23 protein-coding genes are annotated in these 25,647 nt (G+C 68.6%); 8 read left to right on the forward strand and 15 right to left on the reverse strand.

The features are described from left to right. Window positions 1-53: 53 nt before the first annotated feature. The gene (locus TPAU_RS13920; protein WP_013127394.1) at window positions 54-290 is read right to left on the reverse strand and encodes a hypothetical protein; all 237 of its coding nucleotides are present in this window, start codon (window positions 288-290) and stop codon (window positions 54-56) included. A 58-nt stretch (window positions 291-348) separates the two neighbouring features. On the opposite strand from TPAU_RS13920, the gene TPAU_RS13925 reads away from it, so the two are divergent. Then, window positions 349-2,337, forward strand: coding sequence for a glycoside hydrolase family 15 protein (locus TPAU_RS13925; protein WP_013127395.1), 1,989 nt, complete (start codon window positions 349-351; stop codon window positions 2,335-2,337). Between the two features lie 4 nt (window positions 2,338-2,341). Here TPAU_RS13925 and TPAU_RS13930 read toward each other — a convergent pair whose 3' ends face one another. Beyond that, complete coding sequence (locus TPAU_RS13930; RefSeq protein WP_013127396.1) at window positions 2,342-4,372, reverse strand: M3 family metallopeptidase; 2,031 nt, start codon at window positions 4,370-4,372, stop codon at window positions 2,342-2,344. Window positions 4,373-4,447: 75 nt separating this feature from the next. Between TPAU_RS13930 and TPAU_RS13935 the strand changes: the two genes are divergently transcribed. Next, entirely contained in the window at window positions 4,448-4,840 is a 393-nt protein-coding gene (locus TPAU_RS13935) for a hypothetical protein (RefSeq protein WP_115329642.1), read from the forward strand. 7 nt (window positions 4,841-4,847) lie between these two features. Here TPAU_RS13935 and TPAU_RS13940 read toward each other — a convergent pair whose 3' ends face one another. Both TPAU_RS13940 and TPAU_RS13945 read right to left on the reverse strand, forming a co-directional pair. Beyond that, complete coding sequence (locus TPAU_RS13940) at window positions 4,848-5,501, reverse strand: pentapeptide repeat-containing protein (protein ID WP_013127398.1); 654 nt, start codon at window positions 5,499-5,501, stop codon at window positions 4,848-4,850. Then, on the reverse strand, window positions 5,498-6,514 hold the full coding sequence (locus TPAU_RS13945) for an NAD(P)H-dependent flavin oxidoreductase (RefSeq protein WP_049825997.1): 1,017 nt from the start codon (window positions 6,512-6,514) through the stop codon (window positions 5,498-5,500). The genes TPAU_RS13940 and TPAU_RS13945 overlap by 4 nt, the downstream gene beginning before the upstream one ends. Here TPAU_RS13945 and TPAU_RS13950 point away from each other — a divergent pair. Continuing rightward, window positions 6,513-7,622, forward strand: coding sequence for a winged helix DNA-binding domain-containing protein (locus TPAU_RS13950; protein WP_013127400.1), 1,110 nt, complete (start codon window positions 6,513-6,515; stop codon window positions 7,620-7,622). The two genes, TPAU_RS13945 and TPAU_RS13950, sit on opposite strands and share 2 nt — an antisense overlap. 59 nt (window positions 7,623-7,681) lie before the next feature. Here the strand turns inward: TPAU_RS13950 and TPAU_RS13955 are convergent, their stop codons facing one another. The 3 genes from TPAU_RS13955 to TPAU_RS13965 form a co-directional block, all read right to left on the reverse strand. Then, entirely contained in the window at window positions 7,682-8,080 is a 399-nt protein-coding gene (locus TPAU_RS13955) for a hypothetical protein (RefSeq protein ID WP_013127401.1), read from the reverse strand. Between the two features lie 382 nt (window positions 8,081-8,462). Continuing rightward, window positions 8,463-10,316 carry a translation elongation factor 4 gene (gene lepA, locus TPAU_RS13960; RefSeq protein ID WP_147291095.1) on the reverse strand — a complete coding sequence of 618 codons (1,854 nt, stop codon included), beginning with the start codon at window positions 10,314-10,316 and terminating at the stop codon, window positions 8,463-8,465. Window positions 10,317-10,364: 48 nt separating this feature from the next. Next, window positions 10,365-11,003 carry a GNAT family N-acetyltransferase gene (locus TPAU_RS13965; RefSeq protein WP_013127403.1) on the reverse strand — a complete coding sequence of 213 codons (639 nt, stop codon included), beginning with the start codon at window positions 11,001-11,003 and terminating at the stop codon, window positions 10,365-10,367. 75 nt (window positions 11,004-11,078) lie between these two features. Here TPAU_RS13965 and betT point away from each other — a divergent pair, with 75 nt between their 5' ends. Genes betT through TPAU_RS13985 form a run of 4 tightly spaced genes read left to right on the forward strand, consistent with a single transcriptional unit; the run spans window position 11,079 to window position 16,940 of the window. Beyond that, window positions 11,079-13,214: a choline BCCT transporter BetT gene (gene betT, locus TPAU_RS13970; protein WP_013127404.1), complete on the forward strand. Its 2,136-nt coding sequence runs from the start codon at window positions 11,079-11,081 to the stop codon at window positions 13,212-13,214. Next, a complete protein-coding gene (locus tag TPAU_RS13975; protein ID WP_013127405.1) occupies window positions 13,211-14,728 on the forward strand; it encodes an aldehyde dehydrogenase family protein in 1,518 nt (505 codons plus the stop codon). The genes betT and TPAU_RS13975 overlap by 4 nt, the downstream gene beginning before the upstream one ends. Beyond that, on the forward strand, window positions 14,725-16,302 hold the full coding sequence (locus tag TPAU_RS13980) for a GMC family oxidoreductase (protein WP_013127406.1): 1,578 nt from the start codon (window positions 14,725-14,727) through the stop codon (window positions 16,300-16,302). The genes TPAU_RS13975 and TPAU_RS13980 overlap by 4 nt, the downstream gene beginning before the upstream one ends. Window positions 16,303-16,322: 20 nt before the next feature. Continuing rightward, entirely contained in the window at window positions 16,323-16,940 is a 618-nt protein-coding gene (locus TPAU_RS13985) for a type II toxin-antitoxin system PemK/MazF family toxin (protein WP_013127407.1), read from the forward strand. Window position 16,941: 1 nt separating this feature from the next. Here TPAU_RS13985 and TPAU_RS13990 read toward each other — a convergent pair whose 3' ends face one another. Genes TPAU_RS13990 through TPAU_RS14005 form a run of 4 tightly spaced genes read right to left on the reverse strand, consistent with a single transcriptional unit; the run spans window position 16,942 to window position 20,690 of the window. Then, the gene (locus TPAU_RS13990) at window positions 16,942-17,346 is read right to left on the reverse strand and encodes a RidA family protein (protein ID WP_041944442.1); all 405 of its coding nucleotides are present in this window, start codon (window positions 17,344-17,346) and stop codon (window positions 16,942-16,944) included. Next, complete coding sequence (locus TPAU_RS13995) at window positions 17,343-18,185, reverse strand: transglutaminase family protein (protein ID WP_013127409.1); 843 nt, start codon at window positions 18,183-18,185, stop codon at window positions 17,343-17,345. Before TPAU_RS13995 ends, TPAU_RS13990 begins: the two co-directional genes overlap by 4 nt. Continuing rightward, window positions 18,182-19,165: an alpha-E domain-containing protein gene (locus TPAU_RS14000; RefSeq protein WP_013127410.1), complete on the reverse strand. Its 984-nt coding sequence runs from the start codon at window positions 19,163-19,165 to the stop codon at window positions 18,182-18,184. The genes TPAU_RS13995 and TPAU_RS14000 overlap by 4 nt, the downstream gene beginning before the upstream one ends. Beyond that, complete coding sequence (locus TPAU_RS14005; protein WP_245537927.1) at window positions 19,152-20,690, reverse strand: circularly permuted type 2 ATP-grasp protein; 1,539 nt, start codon at window positions 20,688-20,690, stop codon at window positions 19,152-19,154. Before TPAU_RS14005 ends, TPAU_RS14000 begins: the two co-directional genes overlap by 14 nt. Before the next feature lie 313 nt (window positions 20,691-21,003). Here TPAU_RS14005 and rpsT point away from each other — a divergent pair, with 313 nt between their 5' ends. Further along, on the forward strand, window positions 21,004-21,264 hold the full coding sequence (rpsT, locus tag TPAU_RS14010) for a 30S ribosomal protein S20 (protein WP_013127412.1): 261 nt from the start codon (window positions 21,004-21,006) through the stop codon (window positions 21,262-21,264). Between the two features lie 130 nt (window positions 21,265-21,394). Here rpsT and holA read toward each other — a convergent pair whose 3' ends face one another. The 4 genes from holA to TPAU_RS14030 form a co-directional block, all read right to left on the reverse strand. Next, a complete protein-coding gene (gene holA / locus TPAU_RS14015; protein ID WP_083773852.1) occupies window positions 21,395-22,375 on the reverse strand; it encodes a DNA polymerase III subunit delta in 981 nt (326 codons plus the stop codon). Further along, window positions 22,272-23,846 (reverse strand): ComEC/Rec2 family competence protein, encoded by a 1,575-nt coding sequence (locus tag TPAU_RS14020; protein WP_013127414.1) that lies wholly within the window; start codon window positions 23,844-23,846, stop codon window positions 22,272-22,274. The genes holA and TPAU_RS14020 overlap by 104 nt, the downstream gene beginning before the upstream one ends. Before the next feature lies 1 nt (window position 23,847). Next, window positions 23,848-24,681: a helix-hairpin-helix domain-containing protein gene (locus TPAU_RS14025; protein ID WP_013127415.1), complete on the reverse strand. Its 834-nt coding sequence runs from the start codon at window positions 24,679-24,681 to the stop codon at window positions 23,848-23,850. Between the two features lie 126 nt (window positions 24,682-24,807). Beyond that, the gene (locus tag TPAU_RS14030; RefSeq protein WP_013127416.1) at window positions 24,808-25,647 is read right to left on the reverse strand and encodes a DegV family protein; all 840 of its coding nucleotides are present in this window, start codon (window positions 25,645-25,647) and stop codon (window positions 24,808-24,810) included.

A 25,647-nucleotide genomic window follows, 5' to 3' on the forward strand; every position in this document is an offset into this window, starting at 1 on the left:
GCGCGAGGGTGACCTTCGATTTGGGCAGGTAGGACCGCCACCCGCCACCGCTGTCAGACACCGCTTCGCTCCTCTTCCGCAGGGACGTGACCTGCGTCTTCTTCCTCCCCCGCCGACCCCAGCGGGCCGTGGAGGGCGTCGCCCACCCGATTGATGAGTGCGGTGAGCACCTGTACCACCAGCATTGCGATCATCGAGAGTACAACCAGCACCAGGGAAACCTGCAGGACAAAGGGCAGACCGGTGAGCCACAACTCCACCGCATCGACCGATCGCGCCAGCACGTCCACCGGGCCAGCCTAGCGCCCGACGCGCACAGGACGGTGGTCGTGCCTCATCATTGTCTGCATGGCCCCGAAGCAGAACGCAGTAGCAGACAGCGCCGATGCCGTCGTCACGGCAGCGGCAGCCGAGGTCGCGGCGGTGGTCGTCGGCGACAACGCCTTCCCGCCGATCCACGACTACGCCTTCCTCTCGGACTGCGAGAACACCTGCCTGATCGCGCGGGACGGCAGCGTCGAGTGGATGTGCATCCCTCGCCCGGACTCCCCCAGCGTGTTCGGCGCCATCCTGGATCGCGGTGCGGGATCGTTCCGGCTCGCCCCGTACGGGGTGCGAGTCCCGGTCGACCGCCGCTACCTGCCCGGCAGCCTGATGTTGGAGACCACGTGGCAGACCTCCACAGGCTGGCTCATCGTGCGGGACGCCCTGGTCATGGGGCCGTGGCACGACACCCAGACACGGTCCCGCACGCACCGTCGCACTCCCACCGACTGGGATGCCGAGCACATCCTGCTGCGCACCGTTCGGTGCGTTTCGGGCACGGTGGAGTTGCAGCTCAACTGCGAGCCGGCCTTCGATTACAACCGGGCGGGCGCGAAATGGGAGTACTCCTCGGACGGCTACGGCGAGGCGATCGCCCGCGCGCGATCGGAGACGGACCTGCATCCCGAGCTGAAGCTCACCACCAACATGCGGCTCGGCCTGGAGGGCAGGGAGGCCCGCGCGCACACCAGGATGCAGGAGGGCGACGAGGCATTCGTCGCACTGTCGTGGAGCAAGCATCCGGTGCCGCAGACCTTCGCGGAGGCTGCGAAGAAGATGTGGTCGACGGCGGAGTCGTGGCGGCAGTGGATCAACCGGGGCCAGTTCCCCGACCACCCGTGGCGCTCGTATCTGCAGCGTTCGGCGCTCACACTCAAGGGGCTCACCTACTCGCCGACGGGTGCCTTGCTCGCGGCGTCGACCACGTCGCTGCCCGAGACCCCGCACGGGGAGCGGAACTGGGACTACCGCTACGCCTGGGTGCGCGACTCGACGTTCGCACTGTGGGGCCTGTACACACTGGGCTTGGACCGGGAGGCCGAGGACTTCTTCGCGTTCATCGCCGACGTCTCGGGGGCGAACAACGGTGAGCGACATCCGTTGCAGGTGATGTACGGCGTGGGCGGCGAACGCACGCTGATCGAGGAGGAGCTCCCGCACCTGTCGGGGTACGACGGTGCGCAGCCCGTCCGGATCGGCAACGGCGCGTACAACCAACGCCAGCACGACATCTGGGGCACGATGCTGGACTCGGTGTACCTGAACACCAAGTCCAGTGAGCGCATCCCGGAGACCCTGTGGCCAGTGCTCAAGGAGCAGGTCGAGGAGACGCTCAAGCATTGGCGTGAGCCCGACCGTGGCATCTGGGAGGTGCGGGGCGAACCGCAGCACTTCACCTCGTCGAAGGTGATGTGCTGGGTGGCGCTCGATCGCGGCGCCAAGCTGGCGGCGATGCACGGTGAGGACGATTACGCCCGCAAGTGGGCCGAGCAGGCCGACGTCATCAAGGAAGACATCCTCGAACACGGCGTGGACGAGCGCGGGGTGTTCACCCAGCGGTACGGCAACGACGCGCTCGATGCCTCGCTGCTACTGGTGCCGCTGCTGCGCTTCCTGCCCTCCGACGATCCGCGGGTGCGGGCGACGGTGATCGCCATCGCCGACGAGCTCACCGAGGACGGCCTGGTGCTGCGGTACCGCGTGGAGGAGACCGACGACGGACTCTCCGGCGAGGAGGGAACCTTCACGATCTGCTCGTTCTGGCTGGTGTCGGCGTTGGTGGAGATCGGCGAGGTGGCCCGCGGCCGGGCGCTGTGCGAGCGGCTGCTGGCCTACTCGTCACCGCTGAAGCTGTACGCCGAGGAGATCGACCCGAAGTCCGGCAAACACCTGGGCAACTTCCCGCAGGCGTTCACGCATCTGGCACTGATCAACGCCGTGGTGCACGTGATCCGCGCCGAGGACACCGCGCACGACGCGTCGGCGTTCCTCCCGGCGCATCACACGCCGTAGCGCATCAGTTCAGGCCGCGGCGCGCCAGCAGCGGGCCGATCTCCGGGTCGGCGCCGCGGAAGTCGCGGTAGGCCTGCGAGGCGTCGACGCTGCCGCCACGCGAGAGCACGGAGGCTCGTAGGCGCTCCCCGTTCTCCCGAGTCGGTCCGTCATGCGCGGTGAACCAGGCAGCGGCGTCGGCGTCGAGTACTTCGGACCAGATGTAGCTGTAGTACCCGGCGCTGTAGCCGCCGGAGAAGATGTGGTTGAAGAACGGCCCGCGGTAGCGGGGCGGTACACCGGGAACATCGAGTCCGGCGGCCGCGAGCGCCTCGGCTTCGAACGCGGCCACATCGTCGACCACCGTGCCCGGGGCGATGGTGTGCCACGCCATGTCGATGATCGCGGCACCGAGATACTCGACGGTGCTGAATCCCTCACCGCGGGTTCCGGGTTCGAGGATGGATTCGCGCAGCCGCTGAGGCAGGGGCTCACCGGTCGCGTGATGCCGGGCGTACCCGTCCAGGACTGTCGGCCAGGCGGCGAACATCTCATTGAACTGGGAGGGGAACTCGACGAAGTCGCGGGGCACGCTGGTTCCAGAGAAGTACGGATACGTCACGTCCGAGAGCAGCCCATGGAGGGCGTGGCCGAACTCGTGAAAGACGGTGCGCACCTCGTCGCGGGTGAGCAGCGCGGGACGTCCCGGGGGCGGCGCCACGAAGTTGCAGACGTTGATCACCACCGGCAGGGCATCGAGGAGGTGGGATTGATCGACGAAGCTGGTCATCCACGCTCCCCCGCGCTTGCTGGGGCGCGCGAAGTAGTCGCCCACGAACAAACCGATCGGTGTGCCGTCGGGCCCGTCCACCTGCCACGCGCGGGCGTCGGCGGTATGCAGGGTGAGATCGCTGCGTTCGGTGAAGGTGATGCCGTACATGCCGGTCGCAGCCGCGAAGATGCCGAGGGTGATCACGGTGTCGAGTGCGAGGTAGTCGCTGAGGGCGGGGCCCGGCTCGCCCTCGCCGGCCTGGGCGCGCTGCTCGGCGAGTCGGGCGTAGAACGGCCAGTCCCAGGCTTCGACGGGGTGCCCGGCGATCGCCTCCAGTTCGGCGCGCTCGGCGCGGGCGTTGCGTGCCGCCGGCGCGGCCAGGTCGAGCAGCATGCGCTGTGCCGCTTCGGCGGTCCCGGCGGTCTGGTCGGCGATCTGATACGCCGCGTGATGCGGGTAGCCGAACAGGGCAGCGCGTTCTGCCCGGAGGCCGGCGATCCGGGCGATCAGTTCGCGGGTGTCATTGTCATCGCCGCGCGTGTTACGGCCCGACGATGCTTCGAACACCCGGCGCCGCGCCTCACGGTTCGTGAGCCGGGCCAGGTTCGGCTGGTTGAGCGGATACCCCAGGGCGAGTACGTAGCCCGTTGTCCCTGCGTCCTCGGCAGCCTTCCTCGCGGCGGCCACGGCATCGGGGTCGAGGCCATCGAGATCGTCCGCGGAGTCGAAGTGGACGGCGCACGCGTTGGTATCGGCGAGTGTGCGGCGGGAGAACTCGGTGGTGAGCTCGGCCAGGTGGGTATTGATCTGCTTGAGCCGATCCTGGGCGTCGGCGCCCAGCGCGGCGCCCGCACGGGTGAACCGGGAGTGGTATCGCTCCAGCAACCGGAGAGACTCCGGGTCGAGGTCGAGTGCCGCCCGCCGGTGGTACAGATCGTCGATCCGTGCGAACAGTTCGCGATCCATCAGGATCGCATCGTAGTGTGCCGACCACGCGGGCGAGACCTTCGCCTGAACGTCCTCGAGTTCATCGGTGCGGTCGGTGGAGATGATCGAGAAGAACACGGCCGCAACACGTCCTAACTCCATTCCGGCGCGTTCCATGGCCTCGACGGTGTTCGTGAAGGTCGCCGGATCGGGGTTCTGGGCGATCGTCGCGACCTCGGCGCGATGCCGCGCGAAACCCTCCGTGAAGGCCGCCTCGTAGTCGGCGGCAGCGAAGGCCGCGAAGTCCGGGAGAGCGAAGGGCAGGGTGCTGGGTGCGAGAACGGCATCGACGGTCACCCCTCGAAAGTACCCGGGCGGGTGTGAGTAGTTCCACGGATCCGCGGGCTCACGGCGACGGCCATGCTGACGTGTATGACCCCCACTGCCGCCTTCGCCGCACCCGCTGTGCCTCCCGCACACAACCGCTCCTCGGCACTCGTCCTCCTCGACTCCGTGGTCGCGGGCGTGCTGTGGATGGTGCTGCTCACCGGCGGAGGGATCTGCGCGTTCTTCAGCCTGTTCTTCGGGATGAATCTCAACGGATGCCAGGCGAACCGGGACTGTCCGCAGTGGGATCAGGTCCTGCGCGCTACCTGGACGGTGTGGGGCGGCGTCACCCTGGCGCTGGTGGTGGCCCTGATCGGGACCATCGTGTGCGCCGTACGCCGGCGGTACGTCAGCTACTGGCCGCTGATCGGCATGGTGATCGTCGCGGGCGCCATGTATCTCGGGGTCTACCTGGCGGACCAGGCAGGTGGACTGTGATCTGTGGTCAATCGGTGACGGAGATTCCGAGGTGGGCGGCGAACGATTCGGCGAGCCCCATCACCTGCATCGGCGACATCGTGGCACCGGCGATGCCCTCCACACCGCGGATCCGCTCGATCCGCAGGCCGCGCAGATCCACGTGCTGCAGCGTCGCCCGGGTCACATCCAGATCCCCCACCGAGCATCCGTCGAACGAGACCCGGATCGCGGAAGCATCGCCGAGATCGAGCCCGTCCAGCACGCAGTCGACGAACCGCACATCGCGGATGTCGGCGCCGCGAAGGTTCAGGAATCCGAGTCGGCTGTCGCGCACGGTGACCGACCGGATCTTGGCGTCGAACAACTCCATCGCGCCGATTCGCGCACCGTCGAACTCCACCTGCCGCAACGATGCCCGCGGCGCCGAGAATCCCGTCGCGAAGATCCGCGCGATGCGCGTCTCCAACAGGGCCGCATCGGCGAGCGCAGTGTCGCGCAGTTCCCAGTCGGCGAGTTCGCACTCGCTGAACGTGATCCCGCCGAGGTCGCGATCCTCGACCACCGCGTCCGCGAACCGCACCCGGTCGTAGGTCTCTCCCGGAACCAGGTCCGCGACGTCTCCGTCGTCGAGTGCCGCGAGTTTCACCGCGGGCACCTTGGGCGCCACCGGGTTGATCACGCGTCGAACAATTCCGCTGTGGCCCGCAGCCGGCGCTCGGCATCGGCCACGATCGACTCGATCACCTCGCGTGCGGGTCTCACCGAGTCGACCAGCCCCGCACCTTGGCCGGCATAGACGACACCGTTGCGGGGATCGTCACCGTCGTAGCTGGCACTGATCTCCTCCTCCGCGCCGGACGAGGCCTCGACTCCGTCGCCGTCGTGCCACCGGTCGGTGAAGTCGTTGCTGAGCGCGCGCCCGAACCACCGGGTGGGCCAGGGCTGGTGCCGAGCCTTATCGAAGACATCGGTGTACACCGTGTCCGTGCTCCGTGCTTCGAGAAGCGCCTTGATCGCGTAATCGGGTCCGACGGTCTCCGGCGACGCCAGCAACGCGGTGCCGACCAACGCTCCCTGTGCGCCCGCAGCGAGTACCGCGGCGAGGCCCGCGCCGGTGCCGATACCGCCCGCGGCGAGCACCGGAAGGTCGGTGGCACCCAGCACCTCCTGCAGGAGCGGGAGCGTGGCGATCCGGCCCGTGTGACCGCCGGCTTCACCGCCTTGCGCCACCACGGCGTCGACTCCGGCCGCTTCGACCTCACGTAGGTCTTCGACCGTATTGATCTGCGAGATCACCACGGCACCGGAATCTTTGACGCGCTCCACGTAGGGCGCCGGGTCACCGAACGACAGGGACACCAGTTTCGGCTTCGCCGCCAGCACGGCGTCCAGTAGCTCGCCGTCGCCGAGCGACCAGGTCTGCAAGCCGAAGGCGAGCGGCGCATCGTCGCCGGCGGCCGCGCCGATCACTCGCAGTTGTTCGCCGATCCACCCGGGCGTGGCGTACCGGGCGGCCCCGATCATGCCCAGACCGCCCGCGGCGGTCACCTGTCCCGCGAGTTCCCCGCCCGCCCGGCCACCCATCGGTGCTCCGAGGATCGGCAGATCGATGTCCAGTGCGCGCGTGAGCCAGGTGTTCCACACGCCTTCCACGCTACGCCCGGCCGACACCGTGGCATGATCCGGATCCATGGCCACCGTCGATCCCGAGATCCGGATGATCCGCGCCCTCCGACTGCGCGCGCAGGGACTCGTGCCGGGCGTGCGGCAGTGGCGCACCGCGCCCGATGTAGCGCGCGGAATGCTCGCCATGCAGGCCCAGGATGCCGCGGCCGTGCGTTTCGGACTGTCCTTGCGGGCCGCCGATCGTCCCGACGATGCCGCAGTGCTCGCCGATCTCGCGGAGCGGCGGATCGTGCGGAACCGGCCCGCCCGCGGCACTCTCCAGGTTGCGGCGCCGGAAGACCTGCACTGGCTCAGCGCGTTGCTCACCGAGCGCTCCCGTGCGGAGGCGAAGAAGCGGCGCCCCGACCTCGGGATCTCCGAGACCACGATGGCGAACGCCGAGCGGGTGATCCGTGCGGCACTGGCCGGCGGGCGCACCCGGACCCGGCCGGAGCTCGTCGAGGCCTGCGCCACAGCGGGAATCGAGCTCGACGGTACGCAGACCGGTCACGTCCTGCGGGACCTGACCGAGCTCATGGCGATCGTGTTCGCCGATCCTCGCTCGAAGGCGGACAGCTTCGCCCTGGCGGACGAGTGGATCACCGACCGCCGAGAACCGGAACACGCCCTGGGCGAGGCGGTGACCCGGTTCGTTCGAGGCCGCGGCCCCGTGACCCGGCAGGACATCGGCAAATGGTGTTACCTCGCCATGGGCAGCGTCGACGCAGGACTGGAGGCGGCGGGCTCGGCCCTGGAGCGAATCACCCTCGCCGGTACCGAGTACCTGCTAGCTGCGGGCGCGGCCGACATTGACGACGACCAGGTGTCGGAAGCGCTCCGCACGCCTCTCCTGCTTCCCGGGTTCGATGAGTACATCATCGGATACGGCTCGCGGGCACCGCAGTTGGACGAATCCTTCTTCAGCCGGATCGTTCCCGGCCGCAACGGCGTGTTCAAGCCGATCGTCGTGATCGACGGCGAGATCGTGGGAACCTGGAGTCGCAAGGCCACGACCACACGGGTGTCCATCACCGTCGAGCCGTTCACCAGGATCTCCGCCGCGAACATGCGGGGGTTGAGCCGGGTCGCGCGCGGGTACGGCGAATTCCTCGGCCTGGAGGCGGTGCTGGCCTGACCGACGCCTCGGACCTTCCGTCGGTGAGACGCGGTCCGAGGCGGCGCCCGGAGAGCCGGTCAGTTCCGCGCGACGAAGTAGTTGTTCGAATAGTTGATGTCGAACGAGCTGGTAGCGGTGTGCGCCCAGGTAGCCCGGAAGGGGCATCCCCAGGTGGGCACGGTGCGCGTCACCGCGAAGCCCTGTCCGGGCGCCAGGCTCGCGCGACCGTCGCCACCGCCTCCGCCGAAGCCCAGCCATACGTTCTGCGCTGGCACGTTGCCGTTATTGCGAACGTAGCCGTGATCGGTTTGCGAGTTGGTCTCGGCCCGTCCGGGCAGCTGTCCGCCGCACGAGATTCCACCCGTCACCTGCAAGTCGACCACCGGAATGAATACCGCGTTCGCCGCGGGGGACGCGATCAATGATGCGGCGCTCGCCACTGCGATGGATGCCGCCGCCAGTGCAATCTTCCTCATGATGAAACTCCCCGTTCCGTCGATCTCGGACGGCCGCCGTTGCGTGACGGCCCGCGTCGTATGACGCTGATCACCTTGTCGCACAACGGAAACAGATCGTTACCACCCATCCGAATGGCCGATGGAGTTAGTTCATCACGGGTTACCCTGAGGAACCGCAGAGGATGCACAGACGAGAACGCCGACCCGCACCGGCGGATCGGCATTGCCGGTGTGCCCGGATCACTTCCGCGCGATACTCACCCTGTCCGATCGGCCGCCGCCTCCGCGGTCGGCCAATGTGACGTAGATCACGATATGCCCGCAATGGGCTGAACGTCCAGGCGCCGAGGCATGAGAGGGCCTGAGTGGCGTACGTCCACCGCCGGGACACAGGAGGCGGTTACTTGCCCTTCGGCTTATCCGCGGAGGCATCCGAAGACAGCGCCGCTACGAAAGCTTCCTGCGGGACGTCGACCCGGCCGATCGTCTTCATCCGCTTCTTGCCTTCCTTCTGCTTCTCGAGCAGCTTGCGCTTACGGCTGATATCGCCGCCGTAGCACTTGGCCAGCACGTCCTTGCGGATCGCCCGGATGTTCTCACGGGCGATGATCTTCGAGCCGATCGCGGCCTGCACCGGCACCTCGAATTGCTGGCGCGGGATCAGCTCCTTGAGCTTGACCGTCATCTTGTTGCCGTAGGCCTGTGCGCCGTCGCGGTGCACGATCGCACTGAACGCGTCGACGGCCTCACCCTGCAGCAAGATGTCGACCTTGACCAGATCGGACTGCTGCTCACCGGCCTCCTCGTAGTCGAGCGAGGCGTAACCGCGGGTGCGCGACTTCAGCGAATCGAAGAAGTCGAAGATGATCTCGGCCATCGGCAGCGTGTAGCGCAGCTCGACGCGACTCTCCGACAGATAGTCCATGCCTCCGAGCTCGCCCCGGCGCGCCTGGCACAGCTCCATGATCGTGCCGACGAACTCGCTGGGCGCAATGATCGTGGTCTTGGTGATCGGCTCGTAGGTCTCGCGCAGCTTGCCGTCGGGCCAGTCCGATGGATTGGTGACGATCTGCTCCTTGCCGTCCTCGCCGACCACGCGGTAGACCACGTTCGGCGAGGTGGAGATCAGGTCGAGCCCGAACTCGCGCTGCAGCCGCTCGCGAGTGATCTCCATGTGCAGCAGGCCCAGGAAGCCGCACCGGAATCCGAAGCCGAGCGCCACGGAGGTCTCCGGCTCGTAGGTCAGCGCGGCGTCGTTGAGCTGTAGCTTGTCCAGCGCCTCGCGCAGCGCCGGGTAATCGGACCCGTCCACCGGATACAGGCCCGAGTAGACCATCGGTCGCGGCTCCTGATACCCGGTCAGCGCCTCCTCGGCGCCGCCCCGCGCGGTGGTCACGGTGTCACCGACCTTCGACTGCCGCACGTCCTTCACGCCGGTGATCAAATAGCCGACCTCACCGACGCCGAGCCCCTTGGTCGCCTTCGGTTCCGGTGAGACGATGCCCACCTCCAGCAGCTCATGCGTCGCCCCGGTCGACATCATCTTGATCTTCTCGCGCGGGATGATCTTGCCGTCGACCACACGGATGTAGGTGACCACGCCGCGGTAGGTGTCGTAGACCGAATCGAAGATCATCGCCCGGGCCGGCGCATCGGGATCGCCCACAGGCGCGGGCACCCGCTCGATCACGCGGTCCAGCAGCGCACCCACGCCCTCGCCGGTCTTACCGGAGACGCGCAGGACGTCGTCGGGCTCGCAGCCGATGATGTGCGCGATCTCGTCGGCGTAGCGATCCGGATCAGCAGCGGGAAGGTCGATCTTGTTGAGAACCGGAATGATCTCCAGGTCCTTGTCCATCGCCAGATACAGGTTGGCCAGCGTCTGCGCCTCGATGCCCTGGGCCGCGTCCACCAACAGCACGGCACCCTCGCAGGCCTCCAGCGCGCGGGAGACCTCGTAGGTGAAGTCCACGTGGCCGGGGGTGTCGATGAGATGGAGGACGTACTGCTCATCCCCCACCTTCCACGGCAGGCGGACGTTCTGCGCCTTGATGGTGATGCCGCGCTCGCGCTCGATATCCATCCGGTCGAGGTACTGGGCCCGCATGGCGCGTTCCTCCACCACGCCCGTGAGCTGCAGCATCCTGTCGGCCAGGGTGGACTTCCCGTGGTCGATGTGGGCGATGATGCAGAAGTTACGGATCCGTGCGGGGTCCGTGAACGTCTCGTCGGCGAAGCTGGGAATCTGACTCACTCCTCGGGCGGTGGGCCGGTTTCCCGGCACAGGTCACCCTCCAGTTTCTCATGCCCCGCCTGACGGCCGCACCATGGTGAGCTGGTGCACGCGCGCACCGAGGTATCGCACGCCCGGCACCGTCGGTGTCGGACCGTGCGGGACGAACCCCGCACGGTCGAAGAAGCGCACCGCCCGCGGGTTCTCGACGAGCGTCTGGAGGTAGCAGCCGGCACCGTCCAGCCGTGCCAGCCACGCGTCCATGAGCGCCTGCGCCGCCCCGGTCCCGCGAGCCTCGGGTAGGAGGTCGATGTGCAGGTGTGCGGGCCAGCGCGGGTCTCGCAGCTCACCCGACGACGCCCCCTCACCCCGGGATCGCAGTGCATCGACGGCGGCACGTCCGAGGAAGCGCATTGTTGCGGGTCGCAGGAGTACGGCGGGGCGCATCAGCGCGCCGACGATCCGGTCGTCCTCCGGTGGCAGAGTCGACCCGGGTGGGCATCCAGTGAGGTATCCGACCATGTCGCCGCGGTCCTCGGCGACGTACACCGTGTCGGCGCAGTGATCGATGTACGGGTCGAGATAGACCGCGCGTTCGGACTCCGCGTGGCCCCACAGCACCCCGGACGGCGATCCGGCGCCGGCGCGCAGGAAGAGGGCGTCGAGCGCGGCTCGATCGGAGGCACGGTACCTGCGGATCTCCGTCACGACGCGCCGCCTGAACTGTGGGGAGAACCCCCGAGTAGGTCCGGGTGCACACCAACCACGGTAGCGTTGAACCACATGAGTGATCCTGAATCCTCACACACATCGAAACCAGTAGACGACGATTCGACACCGACGAGCTCCTTGAACCGCCGAGTCTTCTTCGCCGCCGCCGGCTCGGTTCTGGCCTTCGCCCTCTGGGCGCTCGCCTCTCCCGGGACCGCGGAGGGCGTGATCAGCGGCGTGGTCGACTTCATCACCACCTGGTTCGGCTGGTGGTACTTCCTGCTGGCCACGGTGATCGTGGGCGTGGTGGTGTTCATCGCGGTGAGTCGGTACGGCAGATACCGCCTGGGCCCCGAGGAATCACGACCCGAATACAACCTGTTCACCTGGACCGCGATGCTGTTCGCGGCGGGTATCGGCATCGACCTGATGTTCTTCTCGGTCGCGGAACCGGTGAGCAACTACCTGAATCCGCCGGTGGGCGCTGGCGAAACCAACCACGCGGCGCGCGAGGCGGTCACCTGGACGGTGTTCCACTACGGCCTCACCGGATGGGCGATGTACGCGCTGATGGGCGGAGCCCTCGCGTATTTCGCCTTCCGGCATAACCTTCCGCTCACCATCCGCGCAGCGCTGTATCCGATCCTGGGCAAGCGCGTGCACGGCCGGTTCGGCGACGCGGTCGATGTGGCCGCCGTGCTCGGCACGATCTTCGGGATCGCCACATCGCTGGGTATCGGCATCGTGCAGCTCAACTACGGTCTGCACCAGCTGTTCGGCATTCCGCAGGGCAAAGCGGCGCAGATCGGTCTCATCGTGCTGTCGGTGGTGATCGCCACGGTCTCCGCGACGACGGGCGTGGACAAGGGAATCCGGCGGCTCAGCGAGCTCAACGTGATCATGGCGGTCGCGATGCTGGTGTACATCCTGGTAGCCGGGCGAGCCGACTTCCTGCTCAACGGACTGGTGCAGAACACCGGCGACTACCTGTCCACGTTCCTCGATCGCACCATGGACACCTTCGCCTGGGACCAGGTCAACCCGGAGACCGCGGGCGATGCGCGCGGCTGGCTGAACTCGTGGACCCTGTTCTTCTGGGCCTGGTGGGTGGCCTGGGCGCCGTTCGTGGGCCTGTTCCTGGCACGGATCTCGCGCGGACGTACTCTGCGCCAGTTCATCTTCGGTGTACTCGTGGTGCCGTTCAGCTTCATCCTGGTGTGGATCTCGGTATTCGGCAACAGCGCTCTCGAGGTGGCGCGCGGCGATAAGGACTTCGCCGAGGCCACCGCCTCCGCACCCGAGGTCGGCTTCTACTCGCTGCTCGAGAAATACCCCGGCGCACCGATTCTGCTGGCCATCGCCACTTTCACGGGACTGCTGTTCTACGTGACCAGCGCCGACTCGGGATCACTGGTGATGGGCAACTTCACCTCGAAACTGTCCGACCCCATGGCCGACTGTGCCCGGAGCACCCGCATCTTCTGGTCGTTCGCGATCGGCCTGCTCACCCTCTCGATGCTGTTCGCCGGCAACGAAGGATCGATCGAGACACTGCAGAAGGCCACGATCATCATGGGCCTGCCGTTCTCGTTCATCCTCGGGCTGGTGGGACTGTCCCTCGTGCGCGCGCTGCACACCGAGTCCTACAAGCTGGACAGTTACCGTGCAGCCCTGCCGAAGTCGCTGGCCGCGGGCCGCGGACCCACCGAACCGGGAAGCTGGCGGCGTCGGCTGTTGTCGACCATCCACTATCCGGGACGCGCAGCGACGCAACGCTTCCTGGAGAACACCGTGGCTCCGGCCATGCGGGAAGTGCGCGCGGTCTTCGACGGTGAGGGGATGACCGCCACCGTCGACGAATCCGGGCGCAGCGAATCGCTGCCGTCGCCGACGCTCCGCGTCGATCTCGCCGGTGAACCGCACTTCGAGTACTGCGTCTGGCCCGTCTCGGCGCCGGCGCCGAGCTACGCGGTGCTCGCGCAGCGCTCCGCCGACCGGTACTTCCGCTGTGAGGTTTATCTGGCCGAGGGCTCGCAGGGCTACACGCTCAACGGCTATACCCGCGAGCAGATCATCGGCGACATCCTCGACCAGTACGAGCGTCACCTCGGATATCTCCACCTGCGGCGGTCCGCCGTCGATCACTACTCCGAATCCAGCGACTCCACTCCCGAGTCCAGCACCGAACCGGAAGGGACACCCGCATGACCGAACCCACACTCTTCATCGACGGGATATGGCGCAACGCCGCCGAGGGCGGCACCCGCACGATCGTGTGCCCTGCCGACGGCACCGAGGTCGCCGTCGTCGACGAAGCCACCGCCGTCGACACCGAGGCAGCGATCACCGCGGCCCGTCGCGCCTTCGACACCGGGCCGTGGCCGCATACTCCGGCTGCCGAGCGCGGCGACCTGCTGCTCCGCGTCGCCGACGAGATCGACCGCCGCGTGGCGGATTTCGCCCGCGCCGAAACCTTGGATACCGGCAAGAGGCTCTCCGAATCGGAGATCGACATGGCCGATATCGCCGCCTGCTTCCGCTACTTCGGCAAGCTCGCCGCGCAGGACGCCGGCCGGGTGGTCGACGCCGGCTCGGCCGATGTGAGCTCTCAGATCGTGTACGAGCCGGTGGGCGTGTGCGGGCTGATCACGCCGTGGAACTACCCGCTGTTGCAGGCCGCGTGGAAGGTCGCACCGGCCCTCGCTGCGGGAGACACCTTCGTGCTCAAGCCCTCCGAGCTCACCCCGCACACTTCGATCCTGCTGATGCAGGTGTTGCAGACGGTAGGCCTGCCGGACGGGGTGGCGAACCTGGTGCTCGGTGCGGGAGCCGGCGCCGGTGCGCCGCTGTCCACGCACCCCGACGTCGATCTCGTCTCGTTCACCGGCGGGCTGGTGACCGGCCGGCTCATCGCCGCGAACGCCGCGGGCACCGTGAAGAAGGTCGCGCTGGAACTGGGTGGCAAGAACCCGAACGTGATCTTCGCGGACTCCTGCGCCACCCCGGAGGGCTTGGCCGCCGCGGTCGACAACGCGCTCAACGCCGCCTTCCTGCACTCGGGCCAGGTCTGTTCCGCGGGCGCCCGCCTGGTGATCGAGGAGACGGTGCACGACGTCTTCGTCGACGAACTCGTGCGTCGGGCCGAGGGCATTCGCCAGGGCCTACCGTTCGCCGACGGCACCGAGACCGGGCCGCTGATCTCGGCGGCGCATCGGGACAAGGTGCACGCCTACGTCGAGCGGGCCCGTGCCGACGGTGCCGTGGTGCGCACCGGTGGGGCCTTCGCCACGGGCGATCAGGGGTCGGGCGCGCTCGACGACGGCTTCTTCTACCTGCCGACCATCCTCGATCGCTGCGATCCCTCGATGGCCTGCGTCCACGATGAGGCCTTCGGTCCCACCGTCACCGTCGAGACCTTCCGCACGGAGGACGAGGCCGTGGCCATCGCCAACGACACCGAGTACGGCCTCGCCGGGGCGGTGTGGTCCGCCGACGGCGGCCGCGCACGCCGTGTGGCCCGGCGGCTGCGGCACGGCACGGTGTGGATCAACGACTTCGGGCCCTATCTGCCCCAGGCCGAATGGGGCGGATTCGGCGCCTCCGGCATCGGCCGGGAGCTCGGGCCCACCGGTCTCGGGGAGTACCTGGAGGCCAAGCACGTGTACGAGAACCTGCGGCCGTCCGTGACCGGATGGTTCGCCGAGCGGAAGGATGATCTGTGAGCTCGACCCACGCCAACGAGACCTACGACTACGTGGTGATCGGCGCCGGCTCGGCCGGCGCTGCGGTCGCATCCCGGCTGTCGGAGGATCCCGCGGTCACCGTGTGCCTGCTGGAGGCGGGGCCCTCGGACGTCGGCGACGAGGCGATCCTGCGGCTGGACCGGTGGATGGAGCTGCTGGAGTCCGGCTACGACTGGGACTACCCCATCGAGCCGCAGGAGAACGGCAACTCCTTCATGCGGCATGCCCGCGCGAAGGTGCTGGGCGGCTGCAGCTCCCACAACAGTTGCATCGCCTTCTGGGCGCCGCGCGAGGACCTCGACGCGTGGGAACGTGATCACGGCGCGGTCGGCTGGGGTGCGGACTCGGTGTACCGGATCTATCCCCAGATCGAGACCAACGACGCGCCGGGTGAGCACCACGGCCGGTCGGGTCCGGTACACATCATGACGGTACCGCCGAACGATCCGTGCGGCGTGGCCCTGCTCGATGCCTGTGAGCGCGTGGGTATTCCACGTACCACCTTCAACGATGACCACACGGTGACCAACGGCGCCAACTTCTTCCAGATCAACCGCCGTGCCGACGGTACCCGCTCGTCGTCGTCGGTGAGTTATCTGCACCCCGCGCTCGACCGCCCGAACTTGACGATCCGCACCGGAGCGTGGGCCAAGGAGATCGTGTTCGACACCTCCGGCGAGACACCACGCGCGACCGGTGTGGACATCACCGACAACGCCTTCGGCCGCACCACCCGGGTACACGCCGACCGTGAGGTGGTACTCAGCGCCGGCGCCATCGACTCGCCGAAGCTGCTCATGCTATCGGGCATCGGTCCGGCGGATCACCTGCGCGAGAACGGCATCGATGTATTGGTCGATTCGCCCGGGGTGGGCTCGCATCTGCAGGACCATCCCGAGGGGGTCATCGGCTTCGAAACCACCATGCCCATGGTGCGTGAATCCACGCAGTGGTGGGAGATCGGCATCTTCACCACCACCGAGGACGGATTGGATCGGCCCGATCTGATGATGCACTACGGCAGCGTCCCGTTCGATATGCACACCGTGCGCCAGGGATACCCGACCGCGGAGAACACCTTCTGCCTCACCCCGAATGTGACGCACGCGCGCTCGCGCGGCACCGTCCGGCTCCGGACCCGGGACTTCCGGGATAAACCCCGGGTGGATCCGCGCTACTTCACCGACCCGGAGGGGCACGACCTGCGGGTCATGATCGCCGGCATCCGCAAGGCCCGCGAGATCGCGGCGTCGGCACCGTTGACCGAGTGGGTCAAGCGAGAGTTGTACCCCGGTCCGGCGGCGCAGACCGACGAGGAATTGGCAGACTACATCCGGCGCACGCACAACACCGTCTACCACCCGGTGGGCACGGTTCGGATGGGCGCGGCCGACGATCCGCTCTCCCCACTGGATCCCGAGCTCCGGGTCAAGGGCACCGCGGGCCTGCGGGTCGCGGACGCGTCCGTGTTCCCCGAGCACACCACGGTGAATCCGAACATCACGGTGATGCTCGTGGGCGAGCGTTGCGCGGAGCTGATCACCGCGGGCTGATTGGTCCTATCCTGGGGATCATGGCGAACGATTTCACGAGGTTCGCGGCCGTAGCCCGCAAGCTCGCCCGCGAGCACGGCCCCCGGCTCGCAGGCCAGGTCCTCGACAGCGCCCCCGTGCGGGCGGGACGCGAGGCGCTCACGCAGGTGGTGACGCAGACCGTGAACCAGGCGCTCGGGCTGGAGCAGCCGGCCGCTCCGGCGAAGGAGTTCACCCCGGGGCGGCCGGTGACCCGCACGTCCACGCGGACCGAGCTGATGGCGCGTGCCATCGCCTACGCACCGCAGCTCGATGGCCGGGCCGATCCGGGTGAGGTGGTGTGGACCTGGGTGGAGTTCGAGGAGACCACCGGCCCCAACGCGGGCCAGGGCAAGGACCGCCCCGTGCTGGTGGTCGGGCGATCGGGTGCGTCGCTGCTCGGTCTCATGCTGTCCAGCCAGGCCAAACACGATGGCGACCCCGAGTGGGTGTCGATCGGCACCGGCACCTGGGACGACGATCGGCGTCCCTCCTGGGTGCGCCTGGACCGCGTTCTCGACGTTCCCGAGGACGGCATCCGCCGAGAAGGCTCGGTGCTCGACCGCACCCGGTTCGAGTTGGTGGCCGCCCGGCTGCGTGCGGACTACGGCTGGAGCTGAGTCAGTCCACCACGGCCGCGACGGCCTCGATCTCGACCAATTGGTCGTCGTAGCCGAGCACGGTGACGCCCATCAGCGTGCTCGGCACATCGTGGTCGCCGAACGCTGCTCGCACCACTTCCCAGGCGGCTACGAGGTCCGCCTGCTGTGACGACGCCACCAGGACGCGGGTGGTGATCACGTCCGCGAGCGTGGCGCCCGCCGCATCGAGTGCGGTGCGCAGGTTGTCCACGCATTTCGCCGCCTGCCCGGCGTAGTCACCCACCGCGGCCGTACTGCCGTCGAGCTCGAGCGGGCAGGCACCCGCGAGGAAGATCAGGCGAGCGTCCTTCGGCGCGGTGGCGGCGTAGGCGTAGTCGGCGACACCGCTCAGCGCGGCCGTCCGGATCATCGTCACGGCGCTCATGCGAGGCGGGTGATCTCCACGACCACATCGAGATCGGAAGCGCCACCGCCGGCGATGATGCCTTTGAGCGGCGGCACATCCGCGTAATCGCGGCCCACACCCACGGACACGTGGCGTTCGCCGATCGGGACGTCGTTGGTGGGGTCGTAGGCGTTCCAATGCCCCGTCCATGCCTCGATCCAGGCGTGTGACTCCCCCGCCACCGTCGAGCCGATCTCAGCCTCCCGATGCGGGTGCAGATAGCCGGAGACGTAGCGGCCGGGGATGCCCACGCTACGCAGCATGAGCAGCGTGAGGTGGGCGTAGTCCTGGCACACGCCCTTGCGTTCGTCCCAGGCGTCGATCGCCGAGGAATGCACGCCGGTGGTACCTGGCACGTAGTCCAATTCGCCGTGCACCCAGCGACACAGCTCCAGCACCGCCTCATCCGGGCTGAGCCCCTTCACCAGCTTCTTCGCCTGCGCACCCAGCTTGCGATGCCGCGGAACATAATCGGTGAAGCCCAGCAGCTCGTCGTAGCGGTCGCGCACGCGAGCCGATTGCAGCTCGTCCCAGCCCACCGACTCCTCGGCGGGCTCGGGTGCCTCGGTCTCGACCACCGACGCACCCGTCACTTCCAGCGCGGTGTGCGGGGCGTGCAGGTCGAACGCGGTGACGGCAGTGCCCCAGTAATCGGTGTACCGATACGCACGCGTGGCGGGCACGGTCTCCACGCGATTGAGGATCACGTTCTGCCGCTGGTCGCTGCGCGGCGTGAGCCGGGCCTCGTTGTACGACGAGGTGACGGGCGCGTTGTAACCGAATCCGGTGGAGTGCACCACGCGAAGACGCCAGCTCATAGCTCCCCCTCCAGGATGGTGTCGATGTCGCCGCGGGCGCGGGCATCGGTCCACGCCACGTACGGCGTCACGTGGAAATAGCGGGCGGTGATCGCCTCACCGGCCTCATGTCCCAGTTCCTGCAGAGCGACGAGGCGCCGCTGCAGGTCATCGAGTAGTTCACCGGGAGCGAGGAATTCGAGCTCACCACGCGCCCGCCCCAGGAGACGCTGAGCCTCGGTGCGGGTTCCGAGCCGACCTTCGCGGCCGCCCTCGATGGCGCTGAGGCAATCCTCGGCGGTGGTGAGCGCGTGGATCACCGAACGGGGGAACAACCTGTCCACCAGGATGAACTCCACTACCCGGCTGGCGTCCAGGACGCCGCGGTAGGTGCGCAGGTAGGTGTCGTGCGCGCCGGTGGCGCGGAGCACCGTGACCCAGGTGGGCGAGCTGGCGCGGTCGCCGGCGCGGGAGAGCAGCAGCCGGATCGCCATGTCCATCCGCTCGATCGACCTGCCCAGCAACAAGAACCGATAGCCCTCGTCTCGCGAGAGCGTGGAGTCGGTGAGGCCGGAGAACATGGCGGCCCGATTCTTGATGTAGTTGAGGAACTCGTGCGGGCCCAGGCGCCGCGCCGCGCGCTCACGTTCGGCGAGCCCGTTGTACGTGGAGTTCAGGCACTCCCACATCTCCGAACTGGTGACCTCCCGCGCGCCACGGGCGTTCTCGCGCGCCGCGTAGATGGTGGCGGCGATCGAACCGCTGCCCGGATCCCGGTTGTAGGCCACCACCTCGGTCACCGACCGCAGGTCGAGGGGTTGATCGGCGGGCGGCTCCGGAATGCCCAACACGCGCACCAACTGTCGTGAGACCCGGTCCTCGTCGACGGTGGCGTCCTCCAGGAATTGGTGGGCGGTCACGTCCAGCATCCGGGCGGTGTCGTCGGCGCGTTCGGAATACCGGCCGATCCAGTACAGCGCTTCGGCGTTACGCGCGAGCATGCGGTGCCTCCGTCCAGGTCGCCTGTTGCTGTTGCTGATCCTGCTGGCTCAGATCGGGCCCCAATTCCACGTGCGGCTGCTCGGCCAGATCGCGGGAGGGCACCAGCGCCTCGCCCTCCAGCTCGGCCTCCGCGACGGACGATCGCGCCGCGAGCACCCAGGTGTCCTTGGAGCCACCGCCCTGCGAGGAGTTCACCACCAGCGAGCCCTCGGGGAGGGCGACGCGGGTGAGGCCGCCGGGCAGCACCCACACATCGTCTCCGTCGTTGACCGCGAACGGGCGCAGGTCCACGTGACGCGGACGGGCGCTCTCCCCGATCTTGGTGGGCACCGTCGAGAGTTGGACGACCGGCTGCGCGATCCAGCCGCGCGGATCGGCGGCGACCTTGCGCCGCATGGTCGCAAGCTCCTTGTCGCTGGCGTCGGGGCCGAAGACGATGCCGTAGCCGCCGGACCCCTCGACCGGTTTGATCACCAGTTCGTCGATCCGGTCGAGCACCTCTTCGCGTTCCTCGTCGAGCCAACAGCGCAGCGTGTCGACGTTCTGCAGCAGGGGCTTCTCGCCGAGGTAGTAGTCGATGATCTCGGGCACGTAGGTGTAGGTGAGTTTGTCGTCGCCCACGCCGTTGCCGACCGCCGAGCTGATCACCACATTGCCCGCGCGGGCGGCATTGAGCAGGCCTGCCACGCCGAGCACCGAGTCGGGCCGGAACTGCATGGGGTCGAGGAAATCGTCGTCGATGCGACGGTAGATCACGTCCACCTGTTGCTCACCGCCGGTGGTGCGCATGTAGACCACGTTGTCGCGGCAGAACAGGTCGCGGCCCTCGACCAGTTCGACACCCATCTGCCGGGCGAGCAGGGAGTGCTCGAAGTAGGCGGAATTCGCCATACCCGGCGTGAGCACCACGACCGTGGGGTCGGCCTCGTTCGAGGCGGCGGAGCGGCGCAGCGCGCGCAACAGGTGGGAGCTGTAGTCGCCGACGGCACGCACCCGGTGGCGCAGGAACAGGTCGGGGAAGACCTGCGCCATGGTTCGGCGGTTCTCCATCACGTAGCTCACGCCCGACGGGGAGCGCAGATTGTCCTCCAGCACGCGGAAAGTGCCCTCGGCGTCGCGGATGAGGTCGATACCCGCGACGTGGATCCGCACGCCGTTCGGCGGGCGGATGCCGGCTGCCTGGCGATGGAAGTGCGCGCACGAGGTGACCAGGCGTTTGGGCACCACCTGGTCGCGCAGGATCTCCTGCTCGGAGTAGATGTCGTCAAGGAACATCTCCAGCGCCCGAACGCGCTGTTTGATGCCCTTCTCCAGCCGGTTCCATTCGCCGGCGGCGATCACGCGGGGCACCAGGTCGAGCGGGAAGGGGCGCTCGCGGCCCTCGAGCGAGAAGGTCACACCCTGGTCGATGAACGCGGCACCGAGGGCATCGACGCGGGCGGCGAGGTCGGACTCGTCGGCCGACGAGAGTGCCTCGAAGACTCGCTTGTAGGGCGAGCGGACCGTGCCGTCATCGGCGAACATCTCATCGAAGGCGGCGCCGAACGACGGGGCGTCGTCGTATCCCGCGAACAGCCGCGCGTCGTCGGACAGTCGGGGGGCGGCCGGTCGCCGGGTATGGGACTTGGCCTGTTTCTGCGGGGTCACTCGCCATATCGTGCCGTACTACGCCCGATTCGGCAGCGCACTCGTTCATGCCGTGGCAAGGTTTCGGCTAGGCGGCGTTCGCCCCGGCAGCGCTGCGATTTGGGTTGTCCCCGCCGCGCTGGTAACCTGGTACGTCGGCAGTCAGTACCGACTGTTCTATTGCCTTTCGAGTGACAAGAGAGTTTGACGCGTGGCCAACATCAAGTCCCAGATGAAGCGGATCAAGACCAACGAGCGCAACCGCCTGCGCAACCAGTCGGCGAAGTCGTCGCTGCGTACCGCCATCCGCCACTTCCGCGAAGCCGTGGATGCGGGCGACAAGGACAAGGCCACCACCCTTCTCGCAAGCACCAGCCAGCAGCTGGACAAGGCCGCGAGCAAGGGCATCATTCACGCCAACCAGGCGGCCAACAAGAAGTCGGCCCTGGCACTGGCGCTGAACAAGCTCTGATCCTCCGCTAGACGCGCGTATCACCGCGCCGAACCGTCCCCCCGGCACCACGCGAGCCGGGACCGGATCGGCGCGGTTTTCGCGTATCCGGGGCCGACGGTGCGGCTCCTGTGATTCGGTACGGCGACCGTCAGCTCGCGAGGGTGGCAACCCTGCGGACCGCGAGTTCGAGGGCGTAGTCCGGATCGGCCGCCTGCCCTTTCACATCGGCATTCGCATTCGCCACGGCGTCGAGCGCCTGCGCTACGTTCTCGGCGCGCCAGCGGCGAGCCACCTGAGTCATCTTCTTGACTTTCCACGGGGCCATGCCCAGCTCCCCCGCGTCCCGGTACTGATCGGGGGTGCGACCGAGTCCCCGGATGCGGGCCACGGAGTGCACCGCATCGGCGAGCGCGTCGGCGATGAGCACGTGGGGCGTGCCGCGGTGCTGCGCCCAGCGCAGGGCCTCCATGGCCGCAGACACCTGTCCGGCGACGGCCTTGTCGGCGATCTCGAAGCCGGTGACCTCGGCGCGGCCCGCGTAGTAGCGGTTCACCGCCGCCAGATCGACCCGGCCGCCGGTATCAGCGACGAGCTGCGCGATGGCCGCGGCGAGTTCGCGCAGATCTTTACCGACGGAGTCGACGAGCAGCTCGACGAGCTCGTCGGAGACCCGCACCTTCTGCGCCCGGAACTCGGATTTCGCGAAGTCCATACGGTCACGGGCGTTGCTGATGGCGGGCACCTCGACCATGGTGGCGCCGGCCTTCTTGAGTGCCGCGACCATCGATTTCGCGCGACCGCCGCCACTGTGCTCGATCACCAGCGTGATGCCGTCCGGCGGGTTCTGCGCCGCCTCGACGATGAGATCGACCGGCGCCTTCCCGGCCTCTGCCGCCGACTCCAGCACCACGATCCGCTCCTCCGCGAACAGCGAAGGGCTCAGCAGCTCGGCGAGCTCAGACTGATCGACATCGCCGGCGCGCAGACGAGTGACCGGCACGGCTTCACCGCCCAGACCTCCCCCGTCACCGGCGTTCGCCCGCGCGTCCTCCACGATCGCGGAGACGGCCCGCTCGACCAGGAGGTCCTCGGTCCCCACCACCACGTGCACCCGCGCGCTCTCTGCCACGCCCCACATGCTGCCAGATCGCACCGACGAGGCCGAACCCTACGACCAGCAGCAGGCCCGCCACCGTCCCTCCAGGGACGACCAACACCGGCAACTCCGCGCACCATCGCGCGACATGCAGCACCCACCACAGCTCCGGCCCCGTCGCCCGCGCCCCCACCTCCGCAAGCAACGGCGCCACCGGCGACCACATCGCCGCCACGGTGCCCACCACCGTGATCACCGGAACCACCGGGCCCGCGAGCAGATTCGCGGGCAGCGCGCCCAGCGGCACCCTCCCCGACAACGCCAGCACCAACGGCAGCGTGACCACCTGTGCCACCACCGTCACCGCCAGCAACCCCGCGAGGGTGTCCGGAACCCGCCGCACCACCAGTCGATCCCGCACCACCGGTGCCCATACGATCAGGCCCGCCGTCGCCGCCACCGACAACGCGAACCCGATGTCCAGCGCCAGTGGGGGCCGCACCAGCAGCAGTATCACGATCGCCGCGAGCAGCGCCGAGAACGGCTGCCTGCCACGCCGCAATGCCAGCGCCGCGATACCGAGCAAACCCATCACCGCCGCCCGCACCACCGACCCCGTCGGCCCCACCAACCCGACGAACGCGACGATCGCCACCGCGGTCACCGCGGCCCGCGCGGATACCGACAACCCCAGCACGGCACACATCCCCAACACACAGAGCGCGACGATGGCGAAGTTCGCACCCGAGACCGCGGTGAGGTGGGTGAGGCCGGAGTCCTGGAAATCGGCGCGCACCGTGGGCAGGGTGCGCGATTCGTCGCCCAGCACGAGTGCCGGGAGCAGGCCCGCGGCATCGACGGCGAGCGCCTCGGCCGAGACCTCCGCGAAATCGCGACGCACCCGAGCGGCGGCTCGGAAATGCGGCGGGGCGCGTTCGAGGACCGTCGGCTCCCCTGAACCGACGAGCACGGCGGCCACCAGCCCCGGCCGAGTGCTGCGGAGCACGGTGGCGCGCATCGCGATCCGCTCTCCCGGCACCACGGAGCCGAGGTCGACCGTGGATCCGAGCAGCAGCACCGAGCCGCGAGCGGGCACCGTCGCGGATGTCTGGACCGACACGGCTGTCGCGGGCACCAGCACCCGCGACGCATCGAGGTGACCGCCCGGATCGCCGCTGCGCTGGCGCGGCCACTCGTCGATGTCCAGCGTCACGAGAACGCTTCCCGCGCCGTCGAAGTGAGCGATCGGAGCGCGCTCGCGATCGTGCACCCGTACCGCCACCGCGGCGGCGGCTCCAGCGCCGAGACCCGTCGCGGCCACGAGCACGAGGCAGGCGGTGCGAACCGTGGACGAGGATCGGCCGAGTACCGCCGCAGCCGAAGCCACGACGACCAGGAAACCTGCCGTGGCCCACGCCGCGGCCACTGACCGCAGTGCGACGGCCGTCGCCGGCCAGACCACCACCGCGGCGGGCACCAGCCGCACGTCGATGTGCTCGCGCATCTCACACCGTGGCCATCGGTGTGATCTTCGCGAGTTTCGCGTCGCCGATACCCGCGACCTTGCCGAGATCGTCGACGGTCTTGAAGGGCCCGTTCTGCTCCCGGTAGGCGATGATCGCGGCAGCCGTCGCCGGCCCCACACCGGGCAATCGGTCGAGCTCCGCGGCGCTCGCGGTATTGATATTCACCTGCGCGCTCGGCGCCGGCCCGCTCGCCGATGCCCCACCGGCCGCGGAGCCCGTCCCCGCCGGCACTACCGAGCTCCGGAGCTTCACCGGGGATTTGCCGTCCGCGACCCCGACCACCACCTGGTCGCCGTCGCGGAGTAGCTGAGCGAGGTTCAGACTCGCCGTATCGGCATCGGCGAGTGTTCCGCGTGCCGCGGTGAGCGCATCGGCCACCCGTGAGCCGGGCGCGATCCGGTGCAGGCCGGGCGCGCGGACCAGACCGACCACCGCCACCACCAACTCCCGCGGCGAGGCGGACGTCGAAGCCGCCGCAGAGGCGGAGGAACGGGGTGCAGCCGAGGCCGAGGCCCCGGCGAAGTCCACCACCGGGTACGCGCCCGTCTTCCCGCCATCGGAGGACCCGAACACCGCGACCGCGGCAACGACAGCCGCGACCAGGCCGACTGCGCACAGGGCCAGCGCCGCACGCGGCGTGGTGCGCACCCGGTCGACCGTGGAACGCCATCCCGTGGGTTCGGCATCCCACGGGTCGTCATCGTCGGTGCGGGCACCGCGCGGCGGGTCCGCGAACTCGTCGAGCCACTCGGGCCGTGCGTATGCATGCTCGCGCGTCTCGTCACCGTCGCGCCCATCCCGTATGCCGTCCATGCCCGCACGCTAGGGCCGGCCCCCACCGAGGCCCCCGAACACGAGGCGCGAAACGATGCTGCCTGTGGATAACCCCGAACCTGTGGATAACCCGCCGATTCCGGCAAGAGCTATCGGCCCGACGTGTTAGTCGGCGAGGGCCGGCGCCACCGCCACACCCACGGCGCCGGGACCGAGGTGCGCGGCGATCGTGCCGCCGAAGGGCCCGATCACCAACTCCACCAACTGGGGGAACTCGGAGCGCACCTGATCGGCCACCTTCGCCGCCGCATCGGGCGCCTCCACATGATGCACCGCCACCCGGGCTGGGCGATCGCCGAGATGCTGGGAGGCCAAGGCCGCCAACTGATCCCGGGCGCGACTCACGGTGCGGGTCTTACGCTCGGAGACGATGCGACCATCCGCGAGCCGCAGTACCGGGACGATCTGCAGGGCACCGCCGAGCAGTGCCGCGAGCGCGCTGACCCGGCCCCCCGCGCGCAGGTGGTCCAACGTCGCGACGCAGAAGAAGCCCTCCGCCGAGCCCAGCACCGCGTGCGCGGCCTCGGCCACCTCGTCGGCGGTGGCGCCCGTGGAGGCGAGCCGCGCGGCTTCCAGCACGCCGAATCCCATCGCCATATCGATGCAACGGGAGTCGATCACGGTGATCGAGTCGTCGATGAGGGCGGCCTGCGAGACCGCCGTCGAATACGTGGAACTCAGGTGCGAGCTCATGGTGATCACGACGACGCCGTCGCCGTTCGCCTCGGCCACCGCGGCCTCCAGCACCTCACGGACCTCACCGACCGACGGCCCCGAGGTGGTCACCCCCTCCTTGACGAAGCGCTCGGCCTCGTACCCGGTGCCGTGGTCGATGAATTCGCCCTCGGAAGAGAGCACATGCAGCGGCAGGATGTGGATTCCCGCCTCGCGCACCCGCTCCGGTGCGATCGCCGCGGAGGCGTCGGTCACGACGACCACGCTCAT

The sequence above is a fragment of the Tsukamurella paurometabola DSM 20162 genome (genome assembly GCF_000092225.1).
GTDB classification, from domain to species: Bacteria; Actinomycetota; Actinomycetes; order Mycobacteriales; family Mycobacteriaceae; genus Tsukamurella; species Tsukamurella paurometabola.